Origin of the sequence: Ancylobacter amanitiformis (genome assembly GCF_030814815.1) — a bacterium.
Taxonomy (GTDB): Bacteria; Pseudomonadota; Alphaproteobacteria; order Rhizobiales; family Xanthobacteraceae; genus Ancylobacter; species Ancylobacter amanitiformis.
The window spans coordinates 32,305-54,836 of record NZ_JAUSVR010000015.1; the positions used below are offsets into that span (position 1 = coordinate 32,305).

Here is a 22,532-nt window from a genome sequence, read left to right on the forward strand (position 1 = left end):
GGTACTCTATGCCAATCTTCAGCGCCGCGCGAAGAGGCGTTCAATGTCGGCCAGCGCCAGGGTGACGAAGGTCGGCCGGCCGTGATTGCACTGCGCGGCGTTGGGGGTCTGCTCCATGTCGCGCAGCAAGGCGTTCATCTCCTCCACCCGCAGCCGCCGGCCGGCGCGCACCGAGCCATGGCACGCCATGGTGGCGGCGATGTGCAAGAGGCGCCGCTCCAGCGGCAGGGCATCGTCCCATTCCGCCGCGTGCTCGGCGAGCTCGCGCACCAGGGCGGAGACATCCGCCTCGCCGATCAGCGCGGGCACCTCGCGCACCAGCACGGCGCCGGGGCCGAACGGCTCGATGACGAGACCGAGGCCGGCCAGCGCCTCGACGCGCTCGCCGAGCCGTGCCGCGTCCGAGGGGTCGAGCTCGACCACCAGCGGCACCAGCAGCAGCTGGCGATTGAGCCCGTCACGCTCCATCGCCGCCTTCAGCCGCTCGTAGACGATGCGCTCATGAGCGGCGTGCTGGTCGACCACCACCACGCCGTCGCGGGTCTGGGCGATGATATAGGTCTCGTGCAGCTGCGCGCGGGCGGCGCCGAGCGGGCGCTCCATCAGGTCCGGGTCGGCCGGGGTCGCGGCGGCGCGCGCATCGGCCCCCGGGGCGAGCGCAAGGCCGAGGCCGCCGAAATCGAAGCGCGCCGGCGCCTCGCGCAGGCCGGGCATTTCATGGCCGCTATCGGCCGGCTCCGCCGCCGCCCCGTCGGGAGCCGTGCCGCCCGGTGCCGCCCAGGAGCGGGTCCAGTCGTGATTGCCGGGATAGGGCGCCGGCCGGAAGCTGCTGGAAAGGTCGGGCCGCGCGAACTGCGCGAGCCGGCCGGCCGCTGTCGAGGCGGTGCGCGGCACGCCGGCGGTGAGCGCATCGCTCAGCGTGCGCACGATCAGCGCGCGGATCAGCCCCGGATCGCGGAAGCGCACCTCGGTCTTGGCCGGGTGCACGTTCACGTCCACCTCGCGCGGATCGAGATCGAGGAACAGCGCCGTCACCGGGTGCCGGTCCGAGGGCAGCAGGTCGGCATAGGCCGCGCGGATGGCGCCGATCAACACCTTGTCGCGTACCGGGCGGCCGTTGACGAACAGGTATTGCGAGAGCGAATTGGCCTTGGAATAGGTTGGCAGGCCGGCAAGGCCGGTGAGCCGTGCGCCCTCGCGCCGGCCGTCAATGTCGAGCGCGTTGGCGCCGACCTCCCGGCCCAGCACATCGGCGATGCGCGCGCGCCGCCCCGCCGCATCCTCGCCCCGCGCGGCCCAGGTGAGCGGCGCGCGCTCGTCGGCGACGAGGGTGAAGCCGACCTCGGGGCGGGCCAGCGCGAGACGCTTGACGGCATCGACCGCCGCCGCCGTCTCGGCGCGCTCGGATTTGAGGAATTTCAGCCGCGCCGGGGTGGCGAAGAACAGGTCGCGCACCTCGACGCGGGTGCCCGTGCCGAGAGCGGCGGGGCGGACCGGCGATTTCACCCCGCCCTCGACGCGGATCTCATGCGCGCTGTCGGTGCCCCGCGGCCGGCTGGTAATGGCAAGCCGCGCCACCGAGCCGATGGAGGGCAGCGCCTCGCCACGAAAACCGAGCGTGGCGATGGACAGCAGGTCTTCGCCATCGAGCTTGGAGGTGGCATGGCGCTCCACCGCCAGCGCGAGTTCGTCCGCGCTCATGCCGCAGCCATCGTCGGTCACCCGCAGCAGGCGCCGCCCGCCGCCGTCGATGATGATCTCGATGCGCGTGGCGCCGGCGTCGAGCGCGTTCTCGACAATCTCCTTCAGCGCCGCGGCCGGACGCTCCACGACCTCGCCGGCGGCGATGCGGTCGACGAGGGTTGTGGGCAGGAGGCGCAGCGGCATGAGGTATCGTGGGTCCCGAATCTGAGGGCGATGAGCCTACACCCTCCCGCCCGCGCGCGCGCCCCGCGCGGGGCGCTTCGGCTGTGGGTCACGAGCCCTTGAAGCCGAGCCAGGGTTCGGCACGCTCGAAGCTCTGGTCCATCGCCCAGGAGGGGAACAGGGGGATGGAGAAATGGCCGTAATACGGCGACAGCTGCCATTCGGCGGCGGCTTCGCTCTGCCGGGCGATGGCGGCGACATAGAGCGCGGAGGCGAGGCCGGTGCGGTCGGCGCCGCCCTTGCAATGCACGAGGATCGGCTTGGGCGCCTCGCGCATCACCGCGACCAGCTCTTCCACCTGCCCCGGGGTGAGTTCCTGTTCGGCGGAGAGCTTGAAGTCGACATGGTTGAGACCCAGCCGCTCGCTTTCCCTGACTTCGTCGACATACCAGTCGCGGGTCGAGGGACCGCGCAGGTTGATCACCGTGCGGATGCCGTAGCGGGCCTTCGCATCGGCCAGCTGGTCGGCGCTGATCTGGGCCGAACGGTAGAGTTCGCCCGCCACCACCGTGTGGAAATTGCCGATCAACTGCTCGATGCCGAGAAAGCCGCCGCCCGCCACGGCCAGGACGACAAGAACCCACAGCGCCGACCGCATCGCCCGCCGCAGCCGGCCGGAGGGGCGCTTCCCGGCGTCGCCGGGCCGGGCCGGCGTGGCGCCGATGGTTTCGGTCTCGCTCATGGGGAGGGCTCGCAGACGGTTCGGGCCGGAAAAGGACAGCGCATCGGGCGCCATCCTTCGGCAGCAATCATGTCGGAATTCAGCCCGCGGCGGCCAGTCTCTCCGCCTTCTGGCGCTCCATTTCCTGCCGCTTGGTCATGATGGAGGTGATGATCACCACCACCGTGACAATGGCGATGAGGAGGGTGCAGGCGGCGTTGATTTCCGGCGTCACGCCGAGGCGCACCTGGCTGTAGATGCGCATGGGCAGCGTGGTGGCGCCGGGGCCTGTGGTGAAGCTGGCGATGACGAGGTCGTCGAGCGACAGGGTGAAGGCGAGCATCCAGCCCGAGATCACGGCGGGCAGGATGATGGGCAGCGTCACCACCAGGAAGGTCTTCAGCGGCGGGCAGCCGAGGTCGAGCGCGGCTTCTTCCAGGCTGCGGTCGAAGGTGACGAGGCGCGACTGCACCACGACGCAGACGAAGCACATGGTGAAGGTGATGTGCGCCAGCGTGATGGTCCAGAAGCCGCGATCGATGTTCACCGCCACGAATAGCAGCAGCAGCGACAGGCCCGTGATCACCTCCGGCATGACCAGCGGCGCGTAGATCATGCCGGAGAACAGCATGCGCCCGTTGAACCGCCCGTAGCGGGTGAGCGTGATCGCCGCCATGGTGCCGAGCACGGTGGCGACGGAGGCGGTGATGAAGGCGACGCGCAGCGTCACCCAGGCGGCATCGAGCAACTGCTCGTTCTGGAAGAGCTGCCAGTACCAGTGCGTGGAGAAGCCCGCCCATACCGTGACGAGGCGCGAGGCATTGAAGGAGTAGACCACCAGCAGGATGATCGGGATGTAGAGAAAGGCAAATCCCAACGCGATCGAGGTGACGTTGAACCAGGAAAGGCCCTTGCGCATCTACCTTCCCTCCAATTCGCGCTGCTGGACGTTCTGGTAGAAGACGATGGGCACCACCAGCACCAGCAGCAGCAGAACGGCGACCGCCGAGGAGACGGTCCAGGAGCGGTTCACCGAGAATTCGGTCCACAGCACCTTGCCGATCATCAACGTGTCGGAGCCGCCCAGCAGGTCCGGGATGACGAATTCGCCCACCGCCGGGATGAAGCACAGCAGGCAGCCGGCGAACACCCCCGGCAGCGACAGCGGCCAGGTGATCTTCCAGAAGGCGGAAAGCGGCGGGCAGCCGAGATCGGCCGCGGCCTCCAGCAGCGTCTCGTCCATCTTTTCCAGCGCCGAGTAGAGCGGCAGGATCATGAAGGGCAGGTAGGAATAGACGATGCCGATATAGACCGCCGTATCGGTGGCGAGGATCTGCAGCGGCGCGTCCGGCGAGAGGATGCCGAGCGCGATCAGCAGCTGGTTGAGCAGCCCCTCGGGCGAGAGAATGCCGATCCAGGCATAGACGCGGATCAGGAACGAGGTCCAGAACGGCAGGATCACCAGCATCAGCAGGGTCGGGCGGATGGATTTCGGCGCCCGCGCCATGGCGTAGGCGATGGGGTAGCCCACCAGCAGCAGGAGCACGGTCGAGATGCCGGCGATCCACAGGCTGGAGCCGTAGGCCTCGATGAACTCGTTGTCCCAGCTCAGCACATAGCCGTAATTGTCGATCGAGAGCTCACCGAGGCTCTGCTTGAACGCCTCCCAGCCCGCCGCCAGATCGAAGACCGGGGTGTAGGGCGGCTGGGCGATCGCATCCTGCGACAGACTGATCTTGAACACGATCAGGAACGGGATGAGGAACAGCGCCAGCAGCCACAGATAAGGAATGGCGACGACCAGCCATCGCCCTCTCGCCTTGCCCGTCATGACCTTGCCCCTCAGCTCGTCAGCACGACGCCGGCATCCGGCGAGAAGGAGACATAGACCTTGTCCTCCCAGCTGATCGGCCGCTCCACCATGCGGGTCAGGTTCGGCTTGGCCGCCTTGACCCGCGAGCCGCCGGGCAGCTCGACATGATAGATGGACAGATCACCGAGATAGCCGATGTCCCAGATCTCGCCGGAGAGGCAGTTGACGCTCGTATCCGCCGGCGGGTCGAGTTCCACCCGCAGCTTCTCCGGGCGGAGCGCGATGGCGACGCTGTCGCCGGCCTTGGCCGGGCACTCCTGCGCGATGCGGAAGAGCCTGTCCGGCGCCGCCACGGGCCGGACGGTGACGAGGCCCGGCTCGACCGAGACGACCGTGGCATCGAGAATGTTCACGTCGCCGACGAAATCGGCGACATAGCGGGAGTTGGGGTGTTCATAGATCACCGCCGGCTGGTCGACCTGCACCAGCTTGCCGTGGTTCATCACCGCGATGCGGTCGGCCACCGTCATCGCCTCCTCCTGATCGTGGGTCACGATCAGGAAGGTCATGCCGAGCTCCATCTGGAGGTCCATGAGCTCGAACTGGGTTTCCTCGCGCAGCTTCTTGTCGAGCGCGCCGAGCGGCTCGTCGAGCAGCAGCACCTTGGGGCGCTTGGCGAGCGAGCGGGCGAGCGCGACGCGCTGGCGCTGGCCGCCGGAGAGCTGGTGCGGCTTGCGCTTGGCGAACTGCCCCAGCTTCACCAGCTTGAGCATTTCCTCGACGCGGGCGGCGACGGCGCCTTTTTCCATGCCGTCCTGCCGCAGGCCGAAGGCGATGTTGTCCCACACGCTCATGTGCGGGAACAGCGCGTAGGACTGGAACATCATGTTCACCGGCCGGCGATAGGGCGGGGTGCCCACGAGGTCCTCGCCGGCGAGGGTGATGCGCCCTTCGTTCGGCTCCTCGAAGCCCGCGAGCATGCGCATCAAGGTGGTCTTGCCGCAGCCCGAGGGGCCGAGCAGCGCGAAGAATTCACGCTCATAGATGTCGAGGGAGAGATTTTCGATGGCGATGAAATCGCCGAACCGCTTGGTCACGTTCTGAAAGCGGATGAGCGGCACGGCGCTCGGATCATTCCAGGGGGCAAATTTACGGCGGATGCCGCCGATCGTCTTCTGCGTCTTTTCGGCGACGCCTGCGCTCATGTGTCGGCCCCGTTGTCCCCGCCGGATGCTCGGCTGTTGACGCGAACGCTATCCGGCTTCGGGCGGGCACTCAACGGCACAATGCGAACAATTTTACCATGCCCGGAAATGGGCAGCTGGCTTCGCCTTGACGGCTATCATGAGGGCATGGTTGCCTCCAGACGGCGCACCATGCGCCTCAGGATACGGAAATCATGGCCAAGAAGAAGCGGACCGAGAAGGACGCCGTCAGCTCCACCCGCGGCGTCGCCTCCCTCGAGGAAGCGAAAGCGTGGATGGCCGCGCGCGGCATCACCGAGATTGAATGCGCGGTGCCGGACCTTGCCGGGGTTGGGCGCGGCAAGATCATGCCGGTGTCGAAGTTCCTCTCCGGCCCGACGATGAACCTGCCCCTCTCGGTGTTCTTCCAGACCATCTCGGGCGACTATCCGCCCTATGACAACCTCGTCGATTCGGTGGTGGTCGATTCGGATCTGGTGATGGAGCCGGATTTCTCGACGCTGGCCATCGTGCCCTGGGCGCAGGATCCCACCGCCCAGATCATCCACGACGCCTATCACCGCGACGGGCGCCCGGTGGAACTGGCCCCGCGCCAGGTGCTGAAGAACGTCGTCGACCTCTATGCCAAGAAGGGCTGGAAGGCGGTGGTCGCTCCCGAGATCGAATTCTATCTCGTCGAGCCCAATGTCGATGCCGACTACCCGCTCAAACCCCCGATCGGGCGCTCCGGCCGGCCGGAAATCGGCCGCCAGTCCTATTCGATCCAGGCGGTGAACGAGTTCGACGCGCTGTTCGAGGACATGTACGATTATTCCGAGGCGCAGGGCCTCGAGATCGACACGCTGATCCACGAGGACGGCGCGGCGCAGATGGAAATCAACCTGCTGCACGGCGACCCGATCGTGCTCGCCGACCAGGTGTTCCTGTTCAAGCGCACGATCCGCGAGGCGGCGCTTGCCCACAAGATCTACGCCACCTTCATGGCCAAGCCGATCGCCGACGAGCCCGGCTCCGCCATGCATATCCACCAGTCGATCGTCGATTCCGAGACGGGCAAGAACATTTTTTCCGATGCGGAGGGCGACCCGACGCCGGAATTCTTCTCCTTCATCGCCGGCCAGCAGCGCTACCTGCCGGCGGTCATGTCGATCCTCGCGCCCTATGTGAATTCCTATCGCCGGCTCACCCGCGATTCGATGGCGCCGATCAATGTGCAGTGGGGCTATGACAACCGCACCGCGGGCCTGCGCGTGCCGCCCTCGTCACCGGCGGCGCGGCGGGTGGAGAACCGGGTGCCGTCCTCCGATGCCAATCCCTATCTCGTCATCGCGGCCTCGCTGGCCTGCGGCTATCTCGGGCTGGTCGAGGGGCTGCGGCCGACCGCGCCGCTGGAATCCGATGCCAAGGGCCTCGATTTCGAGCTGCCGCGCGGCCTGCTGGAAGCGGTGGCGGCGATGCAGCATTCCGACGAGATTTCCACCGTGCTCGGGCCCTCCTTCGTGAAGACCTACACGGCGGTGAAGCAGACCGAGTTCGATACGTTCATGCGCGTCATCTCGCCGTGGGAGCGGGAATACCTGCTGCTGAACGTGTGAGGGGTTCGGCTCCCTCTCCCCGTCGGGGAGAGGGCTGGGACGAGAGGGCTTCGACGCTCCGCACGCGTGCTCCCCCTCGCCGACCCGCTGCGCGGGCCACCTCTCCCCGATGGGGAGAGGAAACGGCGTTTCGTGCCGCCTCGTTCCTGCCGGCGCCCGGCTGCGAGCGGCGATGATGGCCTGCAAGGAAGGCGATGCTCTCGCCTATGCCTCCACCTTCTCCTCCGCCAAGATTTCGCGCACGCGCGGGATCACCTTGGTGCCGTAGAGTTCGATGGCGCGCATCGCCTGCGCGTGGCCGAGCGGGCCGGCGCTGTATTTCAGGTCGAAATGATCGAGATCGAGCGCCCGGACGGTGCGGGCGATCTTCTGCGCCACCGTCTCGGGCGAGCCGAGATAGAGCGAGCCCACCGCCACCTCGCGCTCGAATTCCTCGCGCCCGATGGGCGGCCAGCCGCGCTCGCGGCCGATGCGGTCGCGATTGGCCTTGAAGGCGGGGAAGAACTCCTCTTTTGCCGCCTCGTCGGTGTCGGCGATATAGCCGGGCGAATGCACGCCCAGCGGCTGCACCGGCGTGCCCAGCTGCGTGAAGGCCTTGCGGTACAGTTCGGCATAGGGCTTGAAGCGGCTGGCGCCGCCGCCGATGATGGCGAGCATCATCGGCAGGCCGTAGGTCGCCGCGCGCACCACCGATTCGGGCGAGCCGCCGACGCCGATCCACGTCTTCATCGTGCCGCTTTCCGGCAGCGGGTAGACATGCTGGCTCACCAGCGGCGCGCGCAGGTTGCCCGTCCAGTTCACCCCGCCCGCGCTGGCGTTCTCCCGCAGGAGATGGGTGAACAGGTCGAGCTTCTCGGTGAACAGCGTCTCGTAATCGTCGAGATTGAAGCCGAAGAGGGGGAAGGATTCCGTGAAGGAGCCGCGGCCGAGAATGATCTCGGCCCGCCCGTTCGAGATGGCGTCGACGGTGGCGAAGCGCTGGTAGACCCGGATCGGGTCATCGGAGGACAGCACGGTCACCGCCGATCCGAGCCGGACCCGCTGCGTGCGGGCGGCGATGGCGGCCAGCACCACCTCGGGCGCCGAGATCGCGTAATCATCGCGGTGATGCTCGCCCACGGCGAAGAAGTCGACGCCGACCTTGTCGGCGAGCACGCCCTGCTCCACCACGTTGCGCAGAGCCTGCGCCTGGGTGAGCGGACGGCCCTCGTCATCGGCCATCACGTCGCCGAAGGTGTCGAGCCCGAAATCAAGATGCTTGGCCATGACGCGGATATCCCGGTTTTCCTCAAGGGCGGACCGGCATCGCGCCGGCCGTCTCCATATGGACCGGCGCGTCGCGGGATGCATCGCCCGCCGTGCAAGGTCGATCTTTCGCGCGTGCAAGCGGCCGGCGTCGCGCGGGAGAGCATGGCCTTGTCGCGAAGGCATGAGAGTCGTGCGCGAAAAATACGGGAGTGCGAGAGCGGGGGCGCGAGACCCTGCGCGCCGGGAAACGAGACCCTCCGCGCCAAGAAACCTGCGCGCCAAGAACCCTGCGCGCCAAGAAAAAAGCCCGCCGGACAGAGCCAGCGGGCTTCAGTTGAGCGGCACGAGGGGGTCGATACCGCTGGTAATTCGAACGGGGCGGCGCAGGATCAGCCGCACGAAATGAGGTCGTCCTTCGGCGCCGGCGCGCTGACGAGGCGCAGATTGGCGCGGGACACCTGCCGCCGGCTGGCGCGGCGTTCCACCGAGCGCACCACCAGCGTGGCGGTCGGATCGTGCCAGAGCGGGCCGGACGAGGCATCGCGCAGATCGGCGCGGGTCAGGCCGATATCCTTGAGCATGTGATCGTCGAACTCGCCGAGCTGGACGAGATAGCGGCGGTGGCCGATCGCCTTGACGAGGCGCACGGCGCCCAGGACACCGTTCACCAGCCAGCCGCCAGCCGCGGCGCCGACGGTCGAAAATGCACTTCTGCGGGCTTCGCCAAAATACGACATTGATCCCTCCATCTGTCGGCCGCGCGGCGGCGATGTCCCTCTTGTGAGCGGGGCCGGCATCGCCAGCCACCCGTTCTCGACATCACCCGTTCGCGACGGGATCCTTATGCGGGGGCTCGACCAATCACACTAGCGAATGTTTCTGATCTGACTTATCATCATCAGTGATGTCAGCCGCCCGGGAGGCCGTCCATGACCGTTCTGCTCGATATTGATCAATTAAGAACATTCATAACGATTGCCGAAACGGGCAGTTTCACAAAAGCGTCCGAAGTGGTGCACAAGACCCAGTCGGCCGTGTCGATGCAGATGAAGCGGCTGGAGGAGCGCGTCGGCAAGCCGATCTTCGCGCGCGACGGGCGCGCCTCGCGCCTCACCGACGAGGGCGAGCGGCTGCTCGACTATGCCCGCCGCATCGTCAAGCTGAACATGGAGGCGATGGCGAGCCTGGCTTCCGCCGAACTGTCCGGCCGCGTGCGGCTCGGCGTGCCGGATGATTACGCCGACCGTTATCTGCCGGAAATCATGGCGCGCTTTTCCGCCACCCATCCCAATGTCGAACTCACCGTGGTGTGTGACCCTTCCACGGATCTGATCGACCGCATCGATACCGGCGATCTCGACCTCGCCATCGTCACCGATTGCGAGACGATGCACCGCGAGCCGGAAATCATCCGCCGCGAGCAACTGCTCTGGGTCGGCTCGATGCGCCATTCGCTGCATCTGGAAGACGTCGTGCCGCTGGCGCTCGGCCGGCAGAGCTGCAACTGGCGGCAGGAGGCGATCGCCATGCTGCAGGCGCTCGGCCGTCCGTTCCGCATCCTCTACACCTCATCCAACAGCACGGCGGTCTCGGCGGCGGTGCTGGCGGGCCTCGCCATCTCGGTGCTGCCCGAATCGGGGCTGCGCCCCGGCATGCGGGTTCTGGGCTCCTCCGAAGGTTTCCCCACGCTGCCGCCCTGCCGCATCGGCCTGTTGCGCAACCGGCACGAGGCTTCCCTGCTCGCCGACGCGCTCGCCACCCATATCGTGCAGGGCCTGGACAATATTTCCGAGACCTCGATGGCGGCGGAGTGAGAGCGACCTCTCCATCACAGTGGAGTAGGATGGAACGCTAGATGGATTGATTGCGCCGGCCGGACAGGTTGGCGCTGAGGCTCGGCCTCGCGTCCGCCTGGGGCATCATTGGCAAAGCGGCGGGCGCGGCGCACGCTCGCCGATGGAGAGACGCATGGGCGATCCCGTTCCCGGGGACCTCGTCCCCTTCATCCGCTATGCCGACCCGCGCAGGGCCATCGCATGGCTGCAGCGGGCCTTCGGCTTCGCGGCGCAGATGGTGATCGACGATGGCGCGGGCGGGGTCGCCCATGCCGAACTGGTCCTCGGCAGCAGCGCCATCATGATCGGCGGCTGCAAGGATGACATCCTGCGCATGCGTACCCCCGCCGCAGCGGGAGGGGTCACGCAAGGCGTCTATATCGTGGTGGCCGACGCTGATTTCCTCTGGCGCAAGGCGCTGGATGCCGATGCCGAGGTGGTTATGGAACTCTATGAAACGCCCTATGGCTCGCGCGAATTCGCCGTACGCGATCCCGAAGGGCATTTGTGGAGCATCGGTACCTATCGTGCCGGCAGCTATGTCGGCGGCTGATCAATAGGCGTCTTCGTCGAATACCGGCTCCACCGAGCCGGCCCACGCGCCGTGATAGCGCGCCAGCAGCACCTCTGCCGGGGTCTGGCCGGTGGCGAGACTCTCTTCCACCGGCGTGAGGAAGCGCGTCTCGTCGCGGCCCTGGCTGTCGCGCTGGTCGCGGCGCGCGAGGCCGGCGCGGGCGATGGCGACGACCTCGCGGGCCAGGTCGAGCATCGAGCGGCCGGCGATTTCGGCCTTGAAGCCGAGGCGGGGCACGTCGTCGCGCAATTTCTGGCGCTCGTCAGTGGTCCAGCCCTTGGCCAGATCCCACGCGGCATCGAGGCTGGTGGCGTCGTAATAGAGCCCGGTCCACAGCGCGGGCAGGGCGCACAGGTTGCCCCAGGGCCCGCCATCGGCGCCGCGCATTTCGAGATAACGCTTCAGCCGCACCTCGGGGAAGATGGTGGAGAGGTGGTTGGCCCAGTCGGATACGGTCGCACCCTCGCCGGGAAGGGCGGGATGCCGGCCCGCCAGCAGATCGCGGAAGGACGAGCCGGCGACATCGATATAACGGTCGCCGCGCTTGATGAAATACATCGGCACGTCGAGCGCGTAGTCGACATAGCGCTCGAAACCCATGCCCTCCTCGAAGGCGAAGGGCAGCATGCCGGCGCGGTTATTGTCGGTGTCGCGCCAGATTTCCGAGCGGTAGGAGAGGAAGCCGTTCGGCCGCCCTTCCGTGAAGGGCGAGTTGGCGAACAGCGCGGTGGCCACCGGCTGCAGGGCGAGGCCGACGCGCAGCTTCTTCACCATGTCGGGCTCGGAGGCGAAGTCGAGATTCACCTGCACGGTGCAGGTCCGGTACATCATGTCGAGGCCGCGCGTGCCGACCTTCGGCATGTAGTCGGTCATGATCTTGTAGCGGCCCTTGGGCATGACAGGCGTCTCGCCCAGCGTCCATTTCGGGCTCATGCCGAGCCCGAGAAAACCGAAGCCGAGCGGGGTGGCGACATCGCGCACCTGTGTGAGGTGGGAATTCACCTCGGCGCAGGTCTCGTGAATGGTCATGAGCGGCGCGCCGGAAAGCTCGAACTGGCCGCCCGGCTCCAGCGAGATCGCGCCGCCGCCGATATTGTCGGCGAGGCCGATAAGGGTGGAGCCCTCCAGTATGGGCTCCCAGCCATTCAGCGCCTGCATGCCGTCCAGCAGCGCGCGGATACCGTTCGCGCCCTCATAGGGAACGGGACGATGCCCTTCCAGCGTGAAGGGAAACTTCTCGTGCTCCGTGCCGATTCGAAATTTCGAGGGCGCCTTGCAGCCGGCTTCGAACCAGGCGACGAGTTCGTCGCGGCTCTGGATGTGCTGCGTGTCGATCTGGTCTCGCGCCATGGAAGACTCCGGCGGGCTGCTGGGGCGCGCGACCATACACAGGCGGCGCGGCGACGCAAATCGCCGAAAAACACCTATTCGTGCATTCCCTTGCGGAATATAGCGGTCCCGGACGCGGGCGGGGTCGACACGTCAGGGGCGCCAGCCGCGTCTGCCAGCCGCGCACGCTCCCCCAGCGACGCTCAGCGATTCGACCGGCAGTACGGAGCCGCGCGTCTCACGGCGCCCCGCTCGCCTCACTGCGCCGAGGTGTGGGCGAGCCAGTTGGTGACGGCGCGCAGCGCCTCGCCGCGATTGCCGGTGCGGTGCTCCGCCTCCTGATAGATGGCGATCTGCACATCGGCGCTGGTGCCGCCGCCCAGGATGGTGCGCACATGCTCCAGCTCCTGCCGGCTGCCCAGCGCCTGCGCATCCTCCGCCACGCGGTCGATCAGCGTCTCCACGGCCTGAGCCACGGGAATGGCCTGCTTGGCGTCGCGGTCGACGAAGCTGCCATGGATGCCGTAGCGCTGGGCGCGCCACTTGTTTTCCACCGCGATGGCCCGGTCGACGGCGTCGATGCCCGCATTCAGCTTGGGATTGCGCACGAGGTGGCGCACCACGGCGCGATACAGCGCGGCGATGGCGACCGAATCCTCCACGCGGGTGCAACTGTCGGGCGCGCGCAGCTCCAGCGTCGGGTGCTTCTGCGAGGGGCGGATGGTCCACCAGACATAGCTCGAATCGCGAATCGCCCGCGCCGCGACCAGCGCGTCGATATAGTCCTGGTAGTCCCTGGCGCTCTCGAACAGCTCGGGCAGGCCGGTGCGCGGCAACTCGTCATAGGCGGCCAGCCGGTAGCCCATCAGCCCGGTGCGCTTGGATTCCCAGAAGGGCGAGGACGTCGACAGCGCCACGAAGACCGGCAGGAAGGGAATGATGCGGCGCATCACGTCGATGCGCGTGTCGGGATCGGGCAGTTCGACATGGACGTGCAGGCCGCACAGCAGGTTGCGCTCGCCCAGCATCTGCAGGTCGTGCATCAGCCCGTCATAGCGCCGCGTCGGCGTCTTCTTGCCACACTGCCAGCTGGCCGTGGGGTGCGTGCCGGCGGCGAGGAAGGCAAGGTCGAAATCGGCAGCGACGCCGCCCAGGATGCGGCGCAGCCCCTGCAACTCGCCCCGTGCCTCGGCGGCGCTGTCATGGGGGCGGGTCATCACCTCGATCTGCGATTGCAGCATCTCGCCGGAGACCCGTTCGCCGAGCGCCTCGCGCGCCTTCTCCATGAAAGCGGTGGGCATGTGCCGGAGCGTGCCCTTGGTCTCGCCGTCGACGATGAAATATTCCTCCTCGATGCCGATGCGGTATTCTTCAATCATGGCGTCTTTCTCCGAAGGAATCGAAACAGAGGCGGGTGCGTGCAGCTTAGCCGACGCAGAATCGGCCTGTCCGAGCCGGCTGGAGTGATGATGGCGGAGTGAGACCGGAGTATGACCCGCTCATCATTCGAAAATTGACGCATTGTTGTTGCGTTTGCTGTCATCGACTGACGACGTTACCTGATCACCAAGCGTCACGAGGCCCACCCAGCCCGCCGGGGCGAAGGGGGAGCGCCGATCAACGCGGCAGCCGGCGCAGGGTTCCCGAGAGGCTCAGTCCGCCGGCGACGCGGCGCCCTGACGGGCGGCCTCGACCAGGGCGAGCGCGGCGACGGCGGCGGTGTCGGCGCGCAGGATACGCGGGCCGAGAGACAGCACGATCGTGCCCGCGCGGCCCTGCAACTGGCGGCGCTCGCCTTCCGCGAACCCGCCTTCCGGGCCGATCAGCACGGCGAGCGGGCCGGGCAGCGCCGCGCGCAGGGGGGCGAGCGGATCGGCCAGCGGGGCGGCCTCGTCGCAGAAGACCAGGGCGCGCGCGGCTTCCAGTCCGGCGAGCCAGCGGGTGAAGGGCAGGGGCTCCAGCACATCGGGAATCGACAGGATGCCGCACTGCTCGGCCGCCTCGATCACATTTGCGCGCATGCGCTCGGTATTCACCCGCGAGGCCTGGGTATGCTGCGTCATCACCGGCTGCAGCCGGCCGGCGCCCATCTCCACCGCCTTCTGCACCATGTAGTCGAGGCGCGCATGCTTGAGCGGGGCGAAGACATAATCGAGATCGGGCCGGGGTGCCTGCACGCGCAGGCGCGCCTCGCAGCGCAGCAGCACCTCGCGCCGCCCGCCCGCCTCGCGCCGGGCGCGCCATTCGCCCGCGCGCCCGTTGAACAGATGCAGATGACCGCCGACCTCGAGGCGAATCACATCGGAGACGTAATGCGCGCGATCGCGGTCGAGCGGCACAAGCGCGCCTTCGCCGAGATCATCCTCGACGAACAGGCGCTGGGCGCGAAAATCATAGGGGTGGTCGGTCGAATCTTCGTGAGGTCGGGCCATGATGGCGAACATTCTGGCGCAAATTAACCGGTCAACGCCAGCCGCCGTGATATTGCCCCATCTGTGGGGCCTTTGTATCACGCTTGGTAAACGACGCTGCACGGGCGGGTAAGCTGCATGAGACGGTCGATTTCCGATGAGCGCGCCGCGCTCTCGCTGCCTGGAATGCCTGCTGTTGCGGGAGCGCGCACCCGCGCGGGTGCGTTCGCGCTGGCCTTCGGTGTTCTGCTGGTCGGCGGGCTTCTCGCCTCTCCGGCCGGCGCGCAGTGGATCGGCACGCCCGGCGGCACCGGCGAGGCGGCCGCGACCGCCCCCCCGGAACTGCCCGCTCCGACCAGCGTCGCCGTGCCCGCGGCCCCCCCGGCCGTCGCGCCGGCCGCGCCGTCCATGTCGGGCGCGGTGCCGGACGGTTTTGCCGGTGGCTTCGCGCCCGCGCCGGGCGGCATGGCGCCGACTCCGCAGACCGGTCCGAACGCGGCCGATGTCGCCGATTGCCAGAGCAATGTGACCAAGCTGCGCGACGATCTGGAATCGCGCAACGAGACGCTGCGCAAGGCGGCGGACAAGAAGGTTCCTCCCTCGGAACTGTGCCCGCTATTCCGCAACTTCGTTTCGGCCCAGCAGAAATTCTACAATTATCTCAACACGAACAAGACCAAGTGCGGCGTGCCGGGCGAGGTGCTGACCGGCCTGAAGAAGAATTCCGGCCAGGTCGCCGGCATTCGCGACAAGGTCTGCAAGGCCGCGCAGCTGGAGAAGAGCGGCGGCGGTGGCGGTCCTCCGCCGCAGGGTGCGCTGTCTTCGGGACTTGGCCTGTCGAGCGGCCTGCCGCCGACCGGCACGGCCAAGGGCGGCGTGTTCGACACGCTTGCCGGCGACGCGCTGCGCTGATCCGCCCGGCATGACAGGCCCCGTTTCGCCCGGACCGGCCTCGGGGCCGCTTTCTGGCCTCGTGCCGGAGGATGCCACCAGCGACTGGGTCGGGCGCTGGGCCCCCGTTTTCCTGCGCCCCTATCTGCGGCTGGCGCGCGCCGATCGGCCGATCGGCAGCTGGCTGCTGCTGATTCCGTGCTGGTGGTCCACCGCGCTGGCCCTGCGCATGGGCATGAGCGAGGACCCGGCCCTGCCGGGCTATGCGCTCGCGCTGCTGGCGTTGTTCGCTCTCGGCTCGGTCGCCATGCGCGGCGCCGGCTGCACCTGGAACGACATTCTCGACCGCGACATCGACGGCAAGGTGGAGCGCACGCGCGGGCGCCCGCTGCCCTCCGGGCAGGTGGGGCTCGCCGGGGCTTTCCTGTTTCTCGGTCTTCAGGCGCTGGTCGGCCTCGCCGTGCTGCTGTGCCTGCCGCCCTTCGCCATCGGGGTGGCGCTGTCCTCGCTCGGCGTGGTGGCGATCTACCCGCTGATGAAGCGGATCATCTGGATTCCCCAGCTGGTGCTGGGCCTTGCCTTCTCCTGGGGCGCGCTGATGGGATTTGCCGCGCTGCTGGAGCGCCTGCCCATGAGCGCCTTCCTGCTCTATGCCGGCTCCATCCTGTGGGTGGTGGGCTATGACACGATCTACGCGCATCAGGACCGCGAGGATGATGCGCTGGTGGGGGTGAAGTCTTCCGCCCGCTTGTTCGAGAGCAACACCCATCCCTGGCTGGCGGGGTTCTATGCCGGCGCGGTGGGGCTGTTCGCCCTCGCGCTATGGGCGGCAGGTGCCGGCCTGTTCGCCTGGGGCGGCCTCGCCCTGTTCGCGCTGCAACTGGGATGGCAGGTGCGCCGGCTGGATATTGACGACCGGGCGCTGTGCCTCCGGCTGTTCCGCTCCAACCGCGATGCCGGCCTCCTGCTGTTCGCGGGGATGATGCTCGACCTCGTGCCGCTGTGACCGGCCGATCGCGGTTGCCGTCGCGGCCCGCGCGGTGGTAAGGAGCCGCTTTTCCAGTGCGCGCCTCCGGGAGAGCCTCCAGCCATGAGTATCCGCCTGCATCGCGGCGACCTCGTCGATCTCTCCCGCTACAGTGCCGAGCGCACGCCCTTCGTCGCCATCGACACCGAGACGCTGGGGCTCAACCCGCATCGCGACCGGCTCTGCGTGGTGCAGCTCTCGCCGGGCGATGGCACGGCCGATGTGGTGCAGATCCCGGCCGGGGCCGGTCCCGGCAGTGCGCCCAATCTGGAAAAGCTGCTGACCGATCCGGCCATCGTGAAGCTGTTCCACTTTGCCCGCTTCGACATCGCGGTGCTCGGCAAGGCATTTGGCGTCACCGTCGGTCCGATCTGGTGCACCAAGATCGCCTCGCGCCTCGTGCGCACCTATACGGATCGCCACGGGCTCAAGGAACTGGTGCGGGAGCTGCTCGGCATCGACCTCTCCAAGCAGCAGCAGAGTTCGGATTGGGCCGCCGAGGACCTGAGCGATGCCCAGCTGATCTATGCCGCGTCGGACGTGCTGCATCTGCACGCGCTCCAGGTCCGGCTCGCGGCCATGCTGGAGCGCGAGAATCGCACCCGGCTGGCCCAGTCATGCTTCGATTTTCTGCCGACCCGCGCCGCGCTCGATCTCGCCGGCTGGCCGGAACAGGATATTTTCTCGCATTCGTGATGCGCGGCGATCCTGTTCCGGCCCGCGTGCGCGGTCCCGCCCGGACGGGGACCCACGGTCGCCGCAATCTTTCGCTTAAACGGGCCTGCAAGCGTCGCCCGGTCGCCAGCCGGATGGCGGCGTGCTTGCATGCGGCGTGTTAAGCCGCCATCTTGCAATTGGGCCGGAGGGAGCCGGGCTGCCGGGGATGTGTCGTCGCGCATGAATCGCCACGTGGAACCTCCAGTCCGCGCGAAAGCGGCCGCGGAGCCTGACGCCATGCATGCGTCCGGGCTCACGCGTCGCGAGCGTGATGACTTCGCCCGCGCCCGGCGCCACAGCCGCCGCGTGCGCTTCTTGCGTCGCGCACTCCCGGCGGGCGTCCTGCTCGTGGCGGGCGGTGTGCTGGCGGTGCAATATCTCAACCCGTTCAGCCTGTCGGTCGACCTGCCGTTCGAGCTCGGGCGCGTCTCGTTCTCGGGCACCCAGGTGGTGATGGAGTCTCCCAAGCTGCAGGGATTCACCCAGGATAATCGCGGCTACAAGGTGACGGCGGAAACCGCCGCGCAGGACCTCACCCAGCCGAACAAGATCGACCTGAAGAAGATCAACGCCAATCTGGAACTGACCGATCAGGGCTGGGCGCGGCTCATCGCCCAGACCGGCAGCTACGACACCAAGGTCGAGCAGATCACGCTCGGCGACGGCGTGCATTTCTCCACCTCCTCCGGCTATGGCGGGGAATTGCAGGACGCCACCGTCGACATCAAGGGCGGGCGGCTGTCGACCGAGAATCCGGTCGTGCTGACCTATCTCGACGGCAAGCTCACGGCCGACCGCATGGAGGTCTGGCAGAAGGACGCGCGCGCGCTGCTGACCGGCCGGGTGCAGCTCTATTTCAAGCTGCCGACGGACGGGAAGGCCGGCGACGCGGCATCGCCGGTGGGCGATCCGGCGCTGCGCCGCTCGATGGTCGACGGCTCGCCGTGATGCAAAGCGGGTGCGCGCGACAAAGCTTGGACGCGAAGCATTGAATGCGCGCCCGCTCACGGCTAGACATGGTGTCATGATCGCGCTCCCCCGCCTTGCCGCCGCCGCCATATTCCTGTCCGTCTGTGCCCCGCATGCCGGGTTTGCACAAACGCGCAGCGTGCCGAATGCGTTGCAGGGCTTTGCGTCCAACCGCGACCAGCCGATCCGCATCGATGCGGACAGCCTGGAAGTGCTCGACCAGGACAAGAAGGCCATCTTCTCCGGCAATGTCGTGGTGACGCAGGGCGACACCACCATGCGATCGAAGGAACTGGTGGTTTTCTACGACGGCAAGACTGCGGTGGACGGCAAGACTGGTGAGGCCAAGGCGGGCGAGGCCAAGACGGCTGCCGCCGGCACGCCGGCGCCGGCCGCGGTCGGTGCCGGCAGCCCGATCAACTCCTCCGCCATACGGCGCCTCGAAATCAACGGCTCGGTGGTTGTCACCACCAAGGAGCAGACGGCGACCGGCGACCAGGGCGTGTTCGAGACGGCGGCGAACACCATCACCCTCACCGGCAACCCGGTGGTGCTGACCCAGGGGCCGAACGTCATTCGCGGCAGGAAGCTGACCGTCGATCTCACCAGCGGCACGTCGCGCTTCGAGGGCGGCCGTATCGAAAGCCTGATCGTGCCCAACAGCATGAAGGGCGATCTACCCGGCACCAAGCCCGCCGCCGGCGCCCCGGCTGCTGCGCCCAAGCCGGCTGCGAAGCCGAATCCCTGAGCGCGCTGCCGGCGCTGCCGGCGGGGTGTCGTTGGGCGCGAGCCCTTTGAGATGTATCAGCATTCGTGCGGAGCGGGCCATTCGGCCCGCTTTTTGCATATGCGGGTTTGCCAGAGCGCGCCGGAGCGTTTACACCTTTGTCGTGGTGTCTCCACCACGGAGGGTGCGCGTGGGTGTTTTCTCGGGTTTGAGCGGGCGTGGCGGCCAGGCTTCGCAAGGCCAGCCGTCCTACCAGGGTGGCGAGACGGGCGCGCGGCGCGATGCGGCGTCGCCATCGCGAGGCCCCGACGATCCGTATGCCGGGGGCGGCGCTTCGTCGCAGGATGCCTATTGGGACGACGTTGAGTCGGGCGAGGGGGTGCTGAGCGCCATCGGCCTCGCCAAGTCCTATGGCGGGCGCAAGGTGGTGCGCGACGCCAACCTGCATGTGCGGCGCGGCGAGGCGGTCGGCCTGCTCGGGCCGAACGGCGCCGGCAAGACCACGATCTTCTACATGATCACCGGGCTGGTGAAGGCCGATGCCGGCCGTATCGAGCTGGAGGGCCATGACGTCACCGGCCTGCCGATGTACCGTCGCGCGCGCCTCGGCGTCGGCTATCTGCCGCAGGAAGCCTCGATCTTCCGTGGCCTCTCGGTGGAAAACAATATCCGCGCCGTGCTGGAGGCGGTGGAGCCGAGCCGCAAGAAGCGCGAGCGCGAGCTGGACGCGCTGCTGGAGGAGTTCCGCGTCACCCATGTGCGCAAGTCGCCCGCCATCGCGCTGTCGGGTGGTGAGCGGCGCCGCGTGGAGATCGCCCGGGCGCTGGCCTCGCGGCCGACCTTCATGCTGCTGGACGAGCCTTTCGCCGGCATCGACCCCATCGCGGTGGGCGATATCCAGGCGCTGGTGCGCCATCTTACCGAGCGCGGCATCGGCGTTCTCATTACCGACCATAATGTGCGCGAGACGCTCGGGCTGATCGACCGGGCCTACATCATCCATTCCGGAACGGTGCTCATGGAAGGCTCGCCCGACGAGATCGTCGCGAGCTCGGAAGTGCGCCGGCTTTATCTCGGCGAGGAGTTCCGCCTCTAGATGGACGCGCCCTCGCCGCCGCCCGTCATTGCCTGTGCCGATGCCGCCTCCGGAGGTCGCGCGCCATGTCGTTGAGTCCGCGTCTCGAATTCCGCCAGACGCAATCGCTTGTCATGACGCCGCAGCTGATGCAGGCGATCAAGCTGCTGCAGCTCTCCAATCTCGACCTCATCGCCTATGTCGAGGCCGAGCTGGAGCGCAATCCGCTGCTGGAACGTCAGGCCGAGCCCGAGGGCACGCGCATCGAGGTGGAGGCCGTGGTCGGGCCGGGCGACGTGGTGCAGCGCAGCGAGGATCACGAACTCGACCCGCGCGCCCACACGGCGGACGCCACCGAGGCGCCCACCGCCGACTGGCTGGAAGACCGGCTGGACATGAGCCGCAGCGCCATCGAGGACCGGCTCGATACCGGGCTCGAGAATGTCTTTCCCGATGATACCGGCCGCGAGACCCCGCGGCTGCAGCCGGCCGGCGAGGGCGCCGGCTCTTCCGACTGGTCCAGCGTTGGCGGGGGCGGGCGCGAGGATGACGACTACAATCTCGAATCCTTCCTCTCCGCCGCCACGACGCTTGCCGATCATCTCGAGGGCCAGCTCACGCTCGCGGTGAGCGATCCGGTGGAGCGGCTGATCGGCACCCATCTGATCGACCTGATCGACGAGGCCGGCTATCTCACGGCGGACCTTTCCGCCGTCGCCGAGCGTCTCGGCGCGCCGCTGGCGACGGTGCAGAAGGTTCTGGAAGTGGTGCAGACCTTTGATCCGCCGGGCATCGGCGCGCGCTCGCTCGCCGAGTGCCTCGCCATCCAGCTGAAAGAGCGCAACCGCTACGACCCCGCCATGGCGGCCCTGCTCGCCCATCTCGAACTGCTGGCGCGGCGTGAATTCGCCACGCTGCGGCGGGTCTGCGCGGTGGACGACGAGGATCTCGTCGAAATGGTCGGCGAGATCCGCCGGCTGAACCCCAAGCCGGGCCTGGCCTTCGGCTCGGGCATGATCCAGCCGATCGTGCCCGATGTGTTCGTGCGCGGGGCGCCGGAGAACTGGCTGGTCGAGCTCAATTCCGAGACGCTGCCGCGCGTTCTGGTGAACCAGGCCTATTATGCACGCGTGCAGAAGACCACGCGCGGCGACAAGGAGAAGGCCTTCCTCTCCGACTGCATGCAGACGGCGACCTGGCTGACCCGCTCGCTCGACCAGCGCGCCCGCACCATCCTGAAGGTGGCGACCGAGATCGTGCGGCAGCAGGAGGGGTTCCTTTCGCTCGGCGTGCAGCATCTGCGGCCGCTGAACCTGCGCATGGTGGCCGATGCGATCGGCATGCACGAATCTACCGTGTCGCGCGTGACGTCCAATAAATACATGGCGACGCCGCGCGGAATCTTCGAGATGAAGTATTTCTTCTCGTCCTCCATTTCCTCGTCCGATGGTGGCGAGGCGCATTCGGCGGAATCGGTCCGCTTCCGCATCAAGCAGATGATCGATGCGGAGTCGGCCGATGATGTGCTCTCCGACGACACGCTGGTGCAGCGGCTGCGCGAGGCCGGCATCGACATTGCGCGGCGCACCGTGGCGAAATATCGCGAGGCGATGCGCATCCCGTCCTCCGTGCAGCGCCGGCGCGAGAAGCAGGCCGCCGCCGCTGCGGGCTGAGCGGGTTCCACAGCCCGCATGAGCGACTCCCGGCAGCCGTGCGGCGGTATGATGGCAGGGTCGGCGCCAGAATATGGCGGGGGTGTGATGGCACCTGTCCACGGCCCTCGTTGACACTTCCTCTCGCGGCTCCTACCTCTTTAAGGCACCGGCCGGGCAAGTAGGGGGTTCGGGCAGGTCGCGGACGCGAACGGGCGCCGCGGGCATGCCCCAGCAGAGGGACTAGTTACGATGCCGCTGCGGGTTTCTGGGAAAAATCTCGACGTAGGCGAGGCATTGAGGCAGCGGGTTGCTGACCGCGTTGCCGGCGCCATGGGCAAGTATTTCGACGGCGGCTGGTCCGGCCACGTCACGGTGGCCCGCGAGGGCTCCGGCTACCGCTCGGACTGCGCGCTGCATCTCGATAGCGGTACGATTCTGCAGGCGCATGCCGATGCGCAGGATCCCTATGCCAGCGCCGATGCGGCGGTGGAGCGGATCGAGACGCGCCTGCGCCGTTACCGCGACCGCTTCAAGCGCCGCGCCCCGAGCGGCGACAGCAATGGGATCGATGCCGGCGTCTTCGCCCCGGAGCAGGCCGCGCTGACGGTGCTCTCCGCCCCCGACGACGAGGAAGAGGCGGTCGAGGGCTGGAGCCCTACCGTGGTCGCCGAATCGACCACCAGCCTGCGCCGCCTGTCGGTGAGCGATGCGGTGCTGGAGCTTGATTTCAGCGGCGCCGCGGTGCTGGTGTTTCGCCATGCCAGCCATGGGCGCATCAATGTCGTGTATCGACGGGCGGACGGGCATGTCGGCTGGGTCGATGCGCCGGCCCTTGCCGCGGCTGAAGACGTCCATTGACCCTCTATCTGCGTGA

Annotated in this window: 21 protein-coding genes; 11 read left to right on the top strand and 10 right to left on the bottom strand. The window is 67.7% G+C overall.

Annotation, left to right across the window (positions count from 1 at the left end):
• Positions 1-18 precede the first annotated feature (18 nt).
• The 5 genes from mutL to QOZ99_RS17835 form a co-directional block, all read right to left on the bottom strand.
• Complete coding sequence (gene mutL / locus QOZ99_RS17815) at positions 19-1,887, bottom strand: DNA mismatch repair endonuclease MutL (RefSeq protein WP_306891350.1); 1,869 nt, start codon at positions 1,885-1,887, stop codon at positions 19-21.
• A gap of 88 nt (positions 1,888-1,975) precedes the next feature.
• Positions 1,976-2,524, bottom strand: a complete 549-nt coding sequence (locus tag QOZ99_RS17820; protein ID WP_370876886.1) for a dual specificity protein phosphatase family protein — start codon at positions 2,522-2,524, stop codon at positions 1,976-1,978.
• Between the two features lie 163 nt (positions 2,525-2,687).
• A complete protein-coding gene (locus QOZ99_RS17825; RefSeq protein ID WP_306891352.1) occupies positions 2,688-3,506 on the bottom strand; it encodes an ABC transporter permease in 819 nt (272 codons plus the stop codon).
• Positions 3,507-4,418, bottom strand: coding sequence for an ABC transporter permease (locus tag QOZ99_RS17830; protein ID WP_306891353.1), 912 nt, complete (start codon positions 4,416-4,418; stop codon positions 3,507-3,509).
• 11 nt (positions 4,419-4,429) lie between these two features.
• Positions 4,430-5,605, bottom strand: coding sequence for an ABC transporter ATP-binding protein (locus QOZ99_RS17835; RefSeq protein WP_306891354.1), 1,176 nt, complete (start codon positions 5,603-5,605; stop codon positions 4,430-4,432).
• A gap of 194 nt (positions 5,606-5,799) precedes the next feature.
• Here QOZ99_RS17835 and QOZ99_RS17840 point away from each other — a divergent pair, with 194 nt between their 5' ends.
• Positions 5,800-7,200: a glutamine synthetase family protein gene (locus QOZ99_RS17840; protein ID WP_306891355.1), complete on the top strand. Its 1,401-nt coding sequence runs from the start codon at positions 5,800-5,802 to the stop codon at positions 7,198-7,200.
• Between the two features lie 204 nt (positions 7,201-7,404).
• Here the strand turns inward: QOZ99_RS17840 and QOZ99_RS17845 are convergent, their stop codons facing one another.
• Both QOZ99_RS17845 and QOZ99_RS17850 read right to left on the bottom strand, forming a co-directional pair.
• Positions 7,405-8,466 carry an LLM class flavin-dependent oxidoreductase gene (locus tag QOZ99_RS17845; protein ID WP_306891356.1) on the bottom strand — a complete coding sequence of 354 codons (1,062 nt, stop codon included), beginning with the start codon at positions 8,464-8,466 and terminating at the stop codon, positions 7,405-7,407.
• A 371-nt stretch (positions 8,467-8,837) separates the two neighbouring features.
• Complete coding sequence (locus QOZ99_RS17850; protein ID WP_306891357.1) at positions 8,838-9,185, bottom strand: DUF1127 domain-containing protein; 348 nt, start codon at positions 9,183-9,185, stop codon at positions 8,838-8,840.
• A 192-nt stretch (positions 9,186-9,377) separates the two neighbouring features.
• Between QOZ99_RS17850 and QOZ99_RS17855 the strand changes: the two genes are divergently transcribed.
• A complete protein-coding gene (locus QOZ99_RS17855) occupies positions 9,378-10,262 on the top strand; it encodes a LysR substrate-binding domain-containing protein (protein WP_306891358.1) in 885 nt (294 codons plus the stop codon).
• Between the two features lie 154 nt (positions 10,263-10,416).
• Complete coding sequence (locus QOZ99_RS17860; protein ID WP_306891359.1) at positions 10,417-10,836, top strand: VOC family protein; 420 nt, start codon at positions 10,417-10,419, stop codon at positions 10,834-10,836.
• On the opposite strand, the gene QOZ99_RS17865 is transcribed toward QOZ99_RS17860, so the two are convergent.
• The 3 genes from QOZ99_RS17865 to QOZ99_RS17875 all read right to left on the bottom strand — a co-directional run bounded on the left by QOZ99_RS17865 (position 10,837) and on the right by QOZ99_RS17875 (position 14,618).
• Complete coding sequence (locus tag QOZ99_RS17865) at positions 10,837-12,207, bottom strand: glutamate--cysteine ligase (protein WP_306891360.1); 1,371 nt, start codon at positions 12,205-12,207, stop codon at positions 10,837-10,839. It lies immediately after the preceding gene.
• Between the two features lie 236 nt (positions 12,208-12,443).
• Positions 12,444-13,565: a carboxylate-amine ligase gene (locus QOZ99_RS17870; protein WP_306891361.1), complete on the bottom strand. Its 1,122-nt coding sequence runs from the start codon at positions 13,563-13,565 to the stop codon at positions 12,444-12,446.
• Positions 13,566-13,838: 273 nt separating this feature from the next.
• Positions 13,839-14,618 (bottom strand): 16S rRNA (uracil(1498)-N(3))-methyltransferase, encoded by a 780-nt coding sequence (locus QOZ99_RS17875; RefSeq protein WP_306891362.1) that lies wholly within the window; start codon positions 14,616-14,618, stop codon positions 13,839-13,841.
• 117 nt (positions 14,619-14,735) lie between these two features.
• Here QOZ99_RS17875 and QOZ99_RS17880 point away from each other — a divergent pair, with 117 nt between their 5' ends.
• The 8 genes from QOZ99_RS17880 to hpf all read left to right on the top strand — a co-directional run bounded on the left by QOZ99_RS17880 (position 14,736) and on the right by hpf (position 22,516).
• Entirely contained in the window at positions 14,736-15,509 is a 774-nt protein-coding gene (locus QOZ99_RS17880) for a hypothetical protein (protein WP_306891363.1), read from the top strand.
• 10 nt (positions 15,510-15,519) lie between these two features.
• Positions 15,520-16,494 carry a 4-hydroxybenzoate octaprenyltransferase gene (gene ubiA, locus QOZ99_RS17885; RefSeq protein ID WP_306891364.1) on the top strand — a complete coding sequence of 325 codons (975 nt, stop codon included), beginning with the start codon at positions 15,520-15,522 and terminating at the stop codon, positions 16,492-16,494.
• An 84-nt stretch (positions 16,495-16,578) separates the two neighbouring features.
• Positions 16,579-17,211: a ribonuclease D gene (locus tag QOZ99_RS17890; protein WP_306891365.1), complete on the top strand. Its 633-nt coding sequence runs from the start codon at positions 16,579-16,581 to the stop codon at positions 17,209-17,211.
• Positions 17,212-17,538: 327 nt separating this feature from the next.
• Entirely contained in the window at positions 17,539-18,180 is a 642-nt protein-coding gene (gene lptC / locus QOZ99_RS17895; protein ID WP_306891401.1) for an LPS export ABC transporter periplasmic protein LptC, read from the top strand.
• A gap of 10 nt (positions 18,181-18,190) precedes the next feature.
• Positions 18,191-18,949 carry an LptA/OstA family protein gene (locus QOZ99_RS17900; RefSeq protein WP_306891366.1) on the top strand — a complete coding sequence of 253 codons (759 nt, stop codon included), beginning with the start codon at positions 18,191-18,193 and terminating at the stop codon, positions 18,947-18,949.
• A 169-nt stretch (positions 18,950-19,118) separates the two neighbouring features.
• A complete protein-coding gene (gene lptB, locus QOZ99_RS17905) occupies positions 19,119-20,024 on the top strand; it encodes an LPS export ABC transporter ATP-binding protein (RefSeq protein ID WP_306891367.1) in 906 nt (301 codons plus the stop codon).
• A gap of 65 nt (positions 20,025-20,089) precedes the next feature.
• Positions 20,090-21,676 (top strand): RNA polymerase factor sigma-54, encoded by a 1,587-nt coding sequence (gene rpoN, locus QOZ99_RS17910; RefSeq protein WP_306891368.1) that lies wholly within the window; start codon positions 20,090-20,092, stop codon positions 21,674-21,676.
• 231 nt (positions 21,677-21,907) lie between these two features.
• Complete coding sequence (hpf, locus tag QOZ99_RS17915) at positions 21,908-22,516, top strand: ribosome hibernation-promoting factor, HPF/YfiA family (RefSeq protein WP_306891369.1); 609 nt, start codon at positions 21,908-21,910, stop codon at positions 22,514-22,516.
• Positions 22,517-22,532 lie beyond the last annotated feature (16 nt).

What these genes read in the sequence shown, in the direction of transcription:
- mutL (WP_306891350.1), bottom strand. Translation starts at nt 1,887, where the DNA reads ATGCCGCTGCGCCTCCTGCCCACAACCCTCGTCGACCGCATCGCCGCC.
- QOZ99_RS17820 (WP_370876886.1), bottom strand. Translation starts at nt 2,524, where the DNA reads ATGCGGTCGGCGCTGTGGGTTCTTGTCGTCCTGGCCGTGGCGGGCGGC.
- QOZ99_RS17825 (WP_306891352.1), bottom strand. Translation starts at nt 3,506, where the DNA reads ATGCGCAAGGGCCTTTCCTGGTTCAACGTCACCTCGATCGCGTTGGGA.
- QOZ99_RS17830 (WP_306891353.1), bottom strand. Translation starts at nt 4,418, where the DNA reads ATGACGGGCAAGGCGAGAGGGCGATGGCTGGTCGTCGCCATTCCTTAT.
- QOZ99_RS17835 (WP_306891354.1), bottom strand. Translation starts at nt 5,605, where the DNA reads ATGAGCGCAGGCGTCGCCGAAAAGACGCAGAAGACGATCGGCGGCATC.
- QOZ99_RS17840 (WP_306891355.1), top strand. Translation starts at nt 5,800, where the DNA reads ATGGCCAAGAAGAAGCGGACCGAGAAGGACGCCGTCAGCTCCACCCGC.
- QOZ99_RS17845 (WP_306891356.1), bottom strand. Translation starts at nt 8,466, where the DNA reads ATGGCCAAGCATCTTGATTTCGGGCTCGACACCTTCGGCGACGTGATG.
- QOZ99_RS17850 (WP_306891357.1), bottom strand. Translation starts at nt 9,185, where the DNA reads ATGTCGTATTTTGGCGAAGCCCGCAGAAGTGCATTTTCGACCGTCGGC.
- QOZ99_RS17855 (WP_306891358.1), top strand. Translation starts at nt 9,378, where the DNA reads ATGACCGTTCTGCTCGATATTGATCAATTAAGAACATTCATAACGATT.
- QOZ99_RS17860 (WP_306891359.1), top strand. Translation starts at nt 10,417, where the DNA reads ATGGGCGATCCCGTTCCCGGGGACCTCGTCCCCTTCATCCGCTATGCC.
- QOZ99_RS17865 (WP_306891360.1), bottom strand. Translation starts at nt 12,207, where the DNA reads ATGGCGCGAGACCAGATCGACACGCAGCACATCCAGAGCCGCGACGAA.
- QOZ99_RS17870 (WP_306891361.1), bottom strand. Translation starts at nt 13,565, where the DNA reads ATGATTGAAGAATACCGCATCGGCATCGAGGAGGAATATTTCATCGTC.
- QOZ99_RS17875 (WP_306891362.1), bottom strand. Translation starts at nt 14,618, where the DNA reads ATGGCCCGACCTCACGAAGATTCGACCGACCACCCCTATGATTTTCGC.
- QOZ99_RS17880 (WP_306891363.1), top strand. Translation starts at nt 14,736, where the DNA reads ATGAGACGGTCGATTTCCGATGAGCGCGCCGCGCTCTCGCTGCCTGGA.
- ubiA (WP_306891364.1), top strand. Translation starts at nt 15,520, where the DNA reads ATGACAGGCCCCGTTTCGCCCGGACCGGCCTCGGGGCCGCTTTCTGGC.
- QOZ99_RS17890 (WP_306891365.1), top strand. Translation starts at nt 16,579, where the DNA reads ATGAGTATCCGCCTGCATCGCGGCGACCTCGTCGATCTCTCCCGCTAC.
- rpoN (WP_306891368.1), top strand. Translation starts at nt 20,090, where the DNA reads ATGTCGTTGAGTCCGCGTCTCGAATTCCGCCAGACGCAATCGCTTGTC.
- hpf (WP_306891369.1), top strand. Translation starts at nt 21,908, where the DNA reads ATGCCGCTGCGGGTTTCTGGGAAAAATCTCGACGTAGGCGAGGCATTG.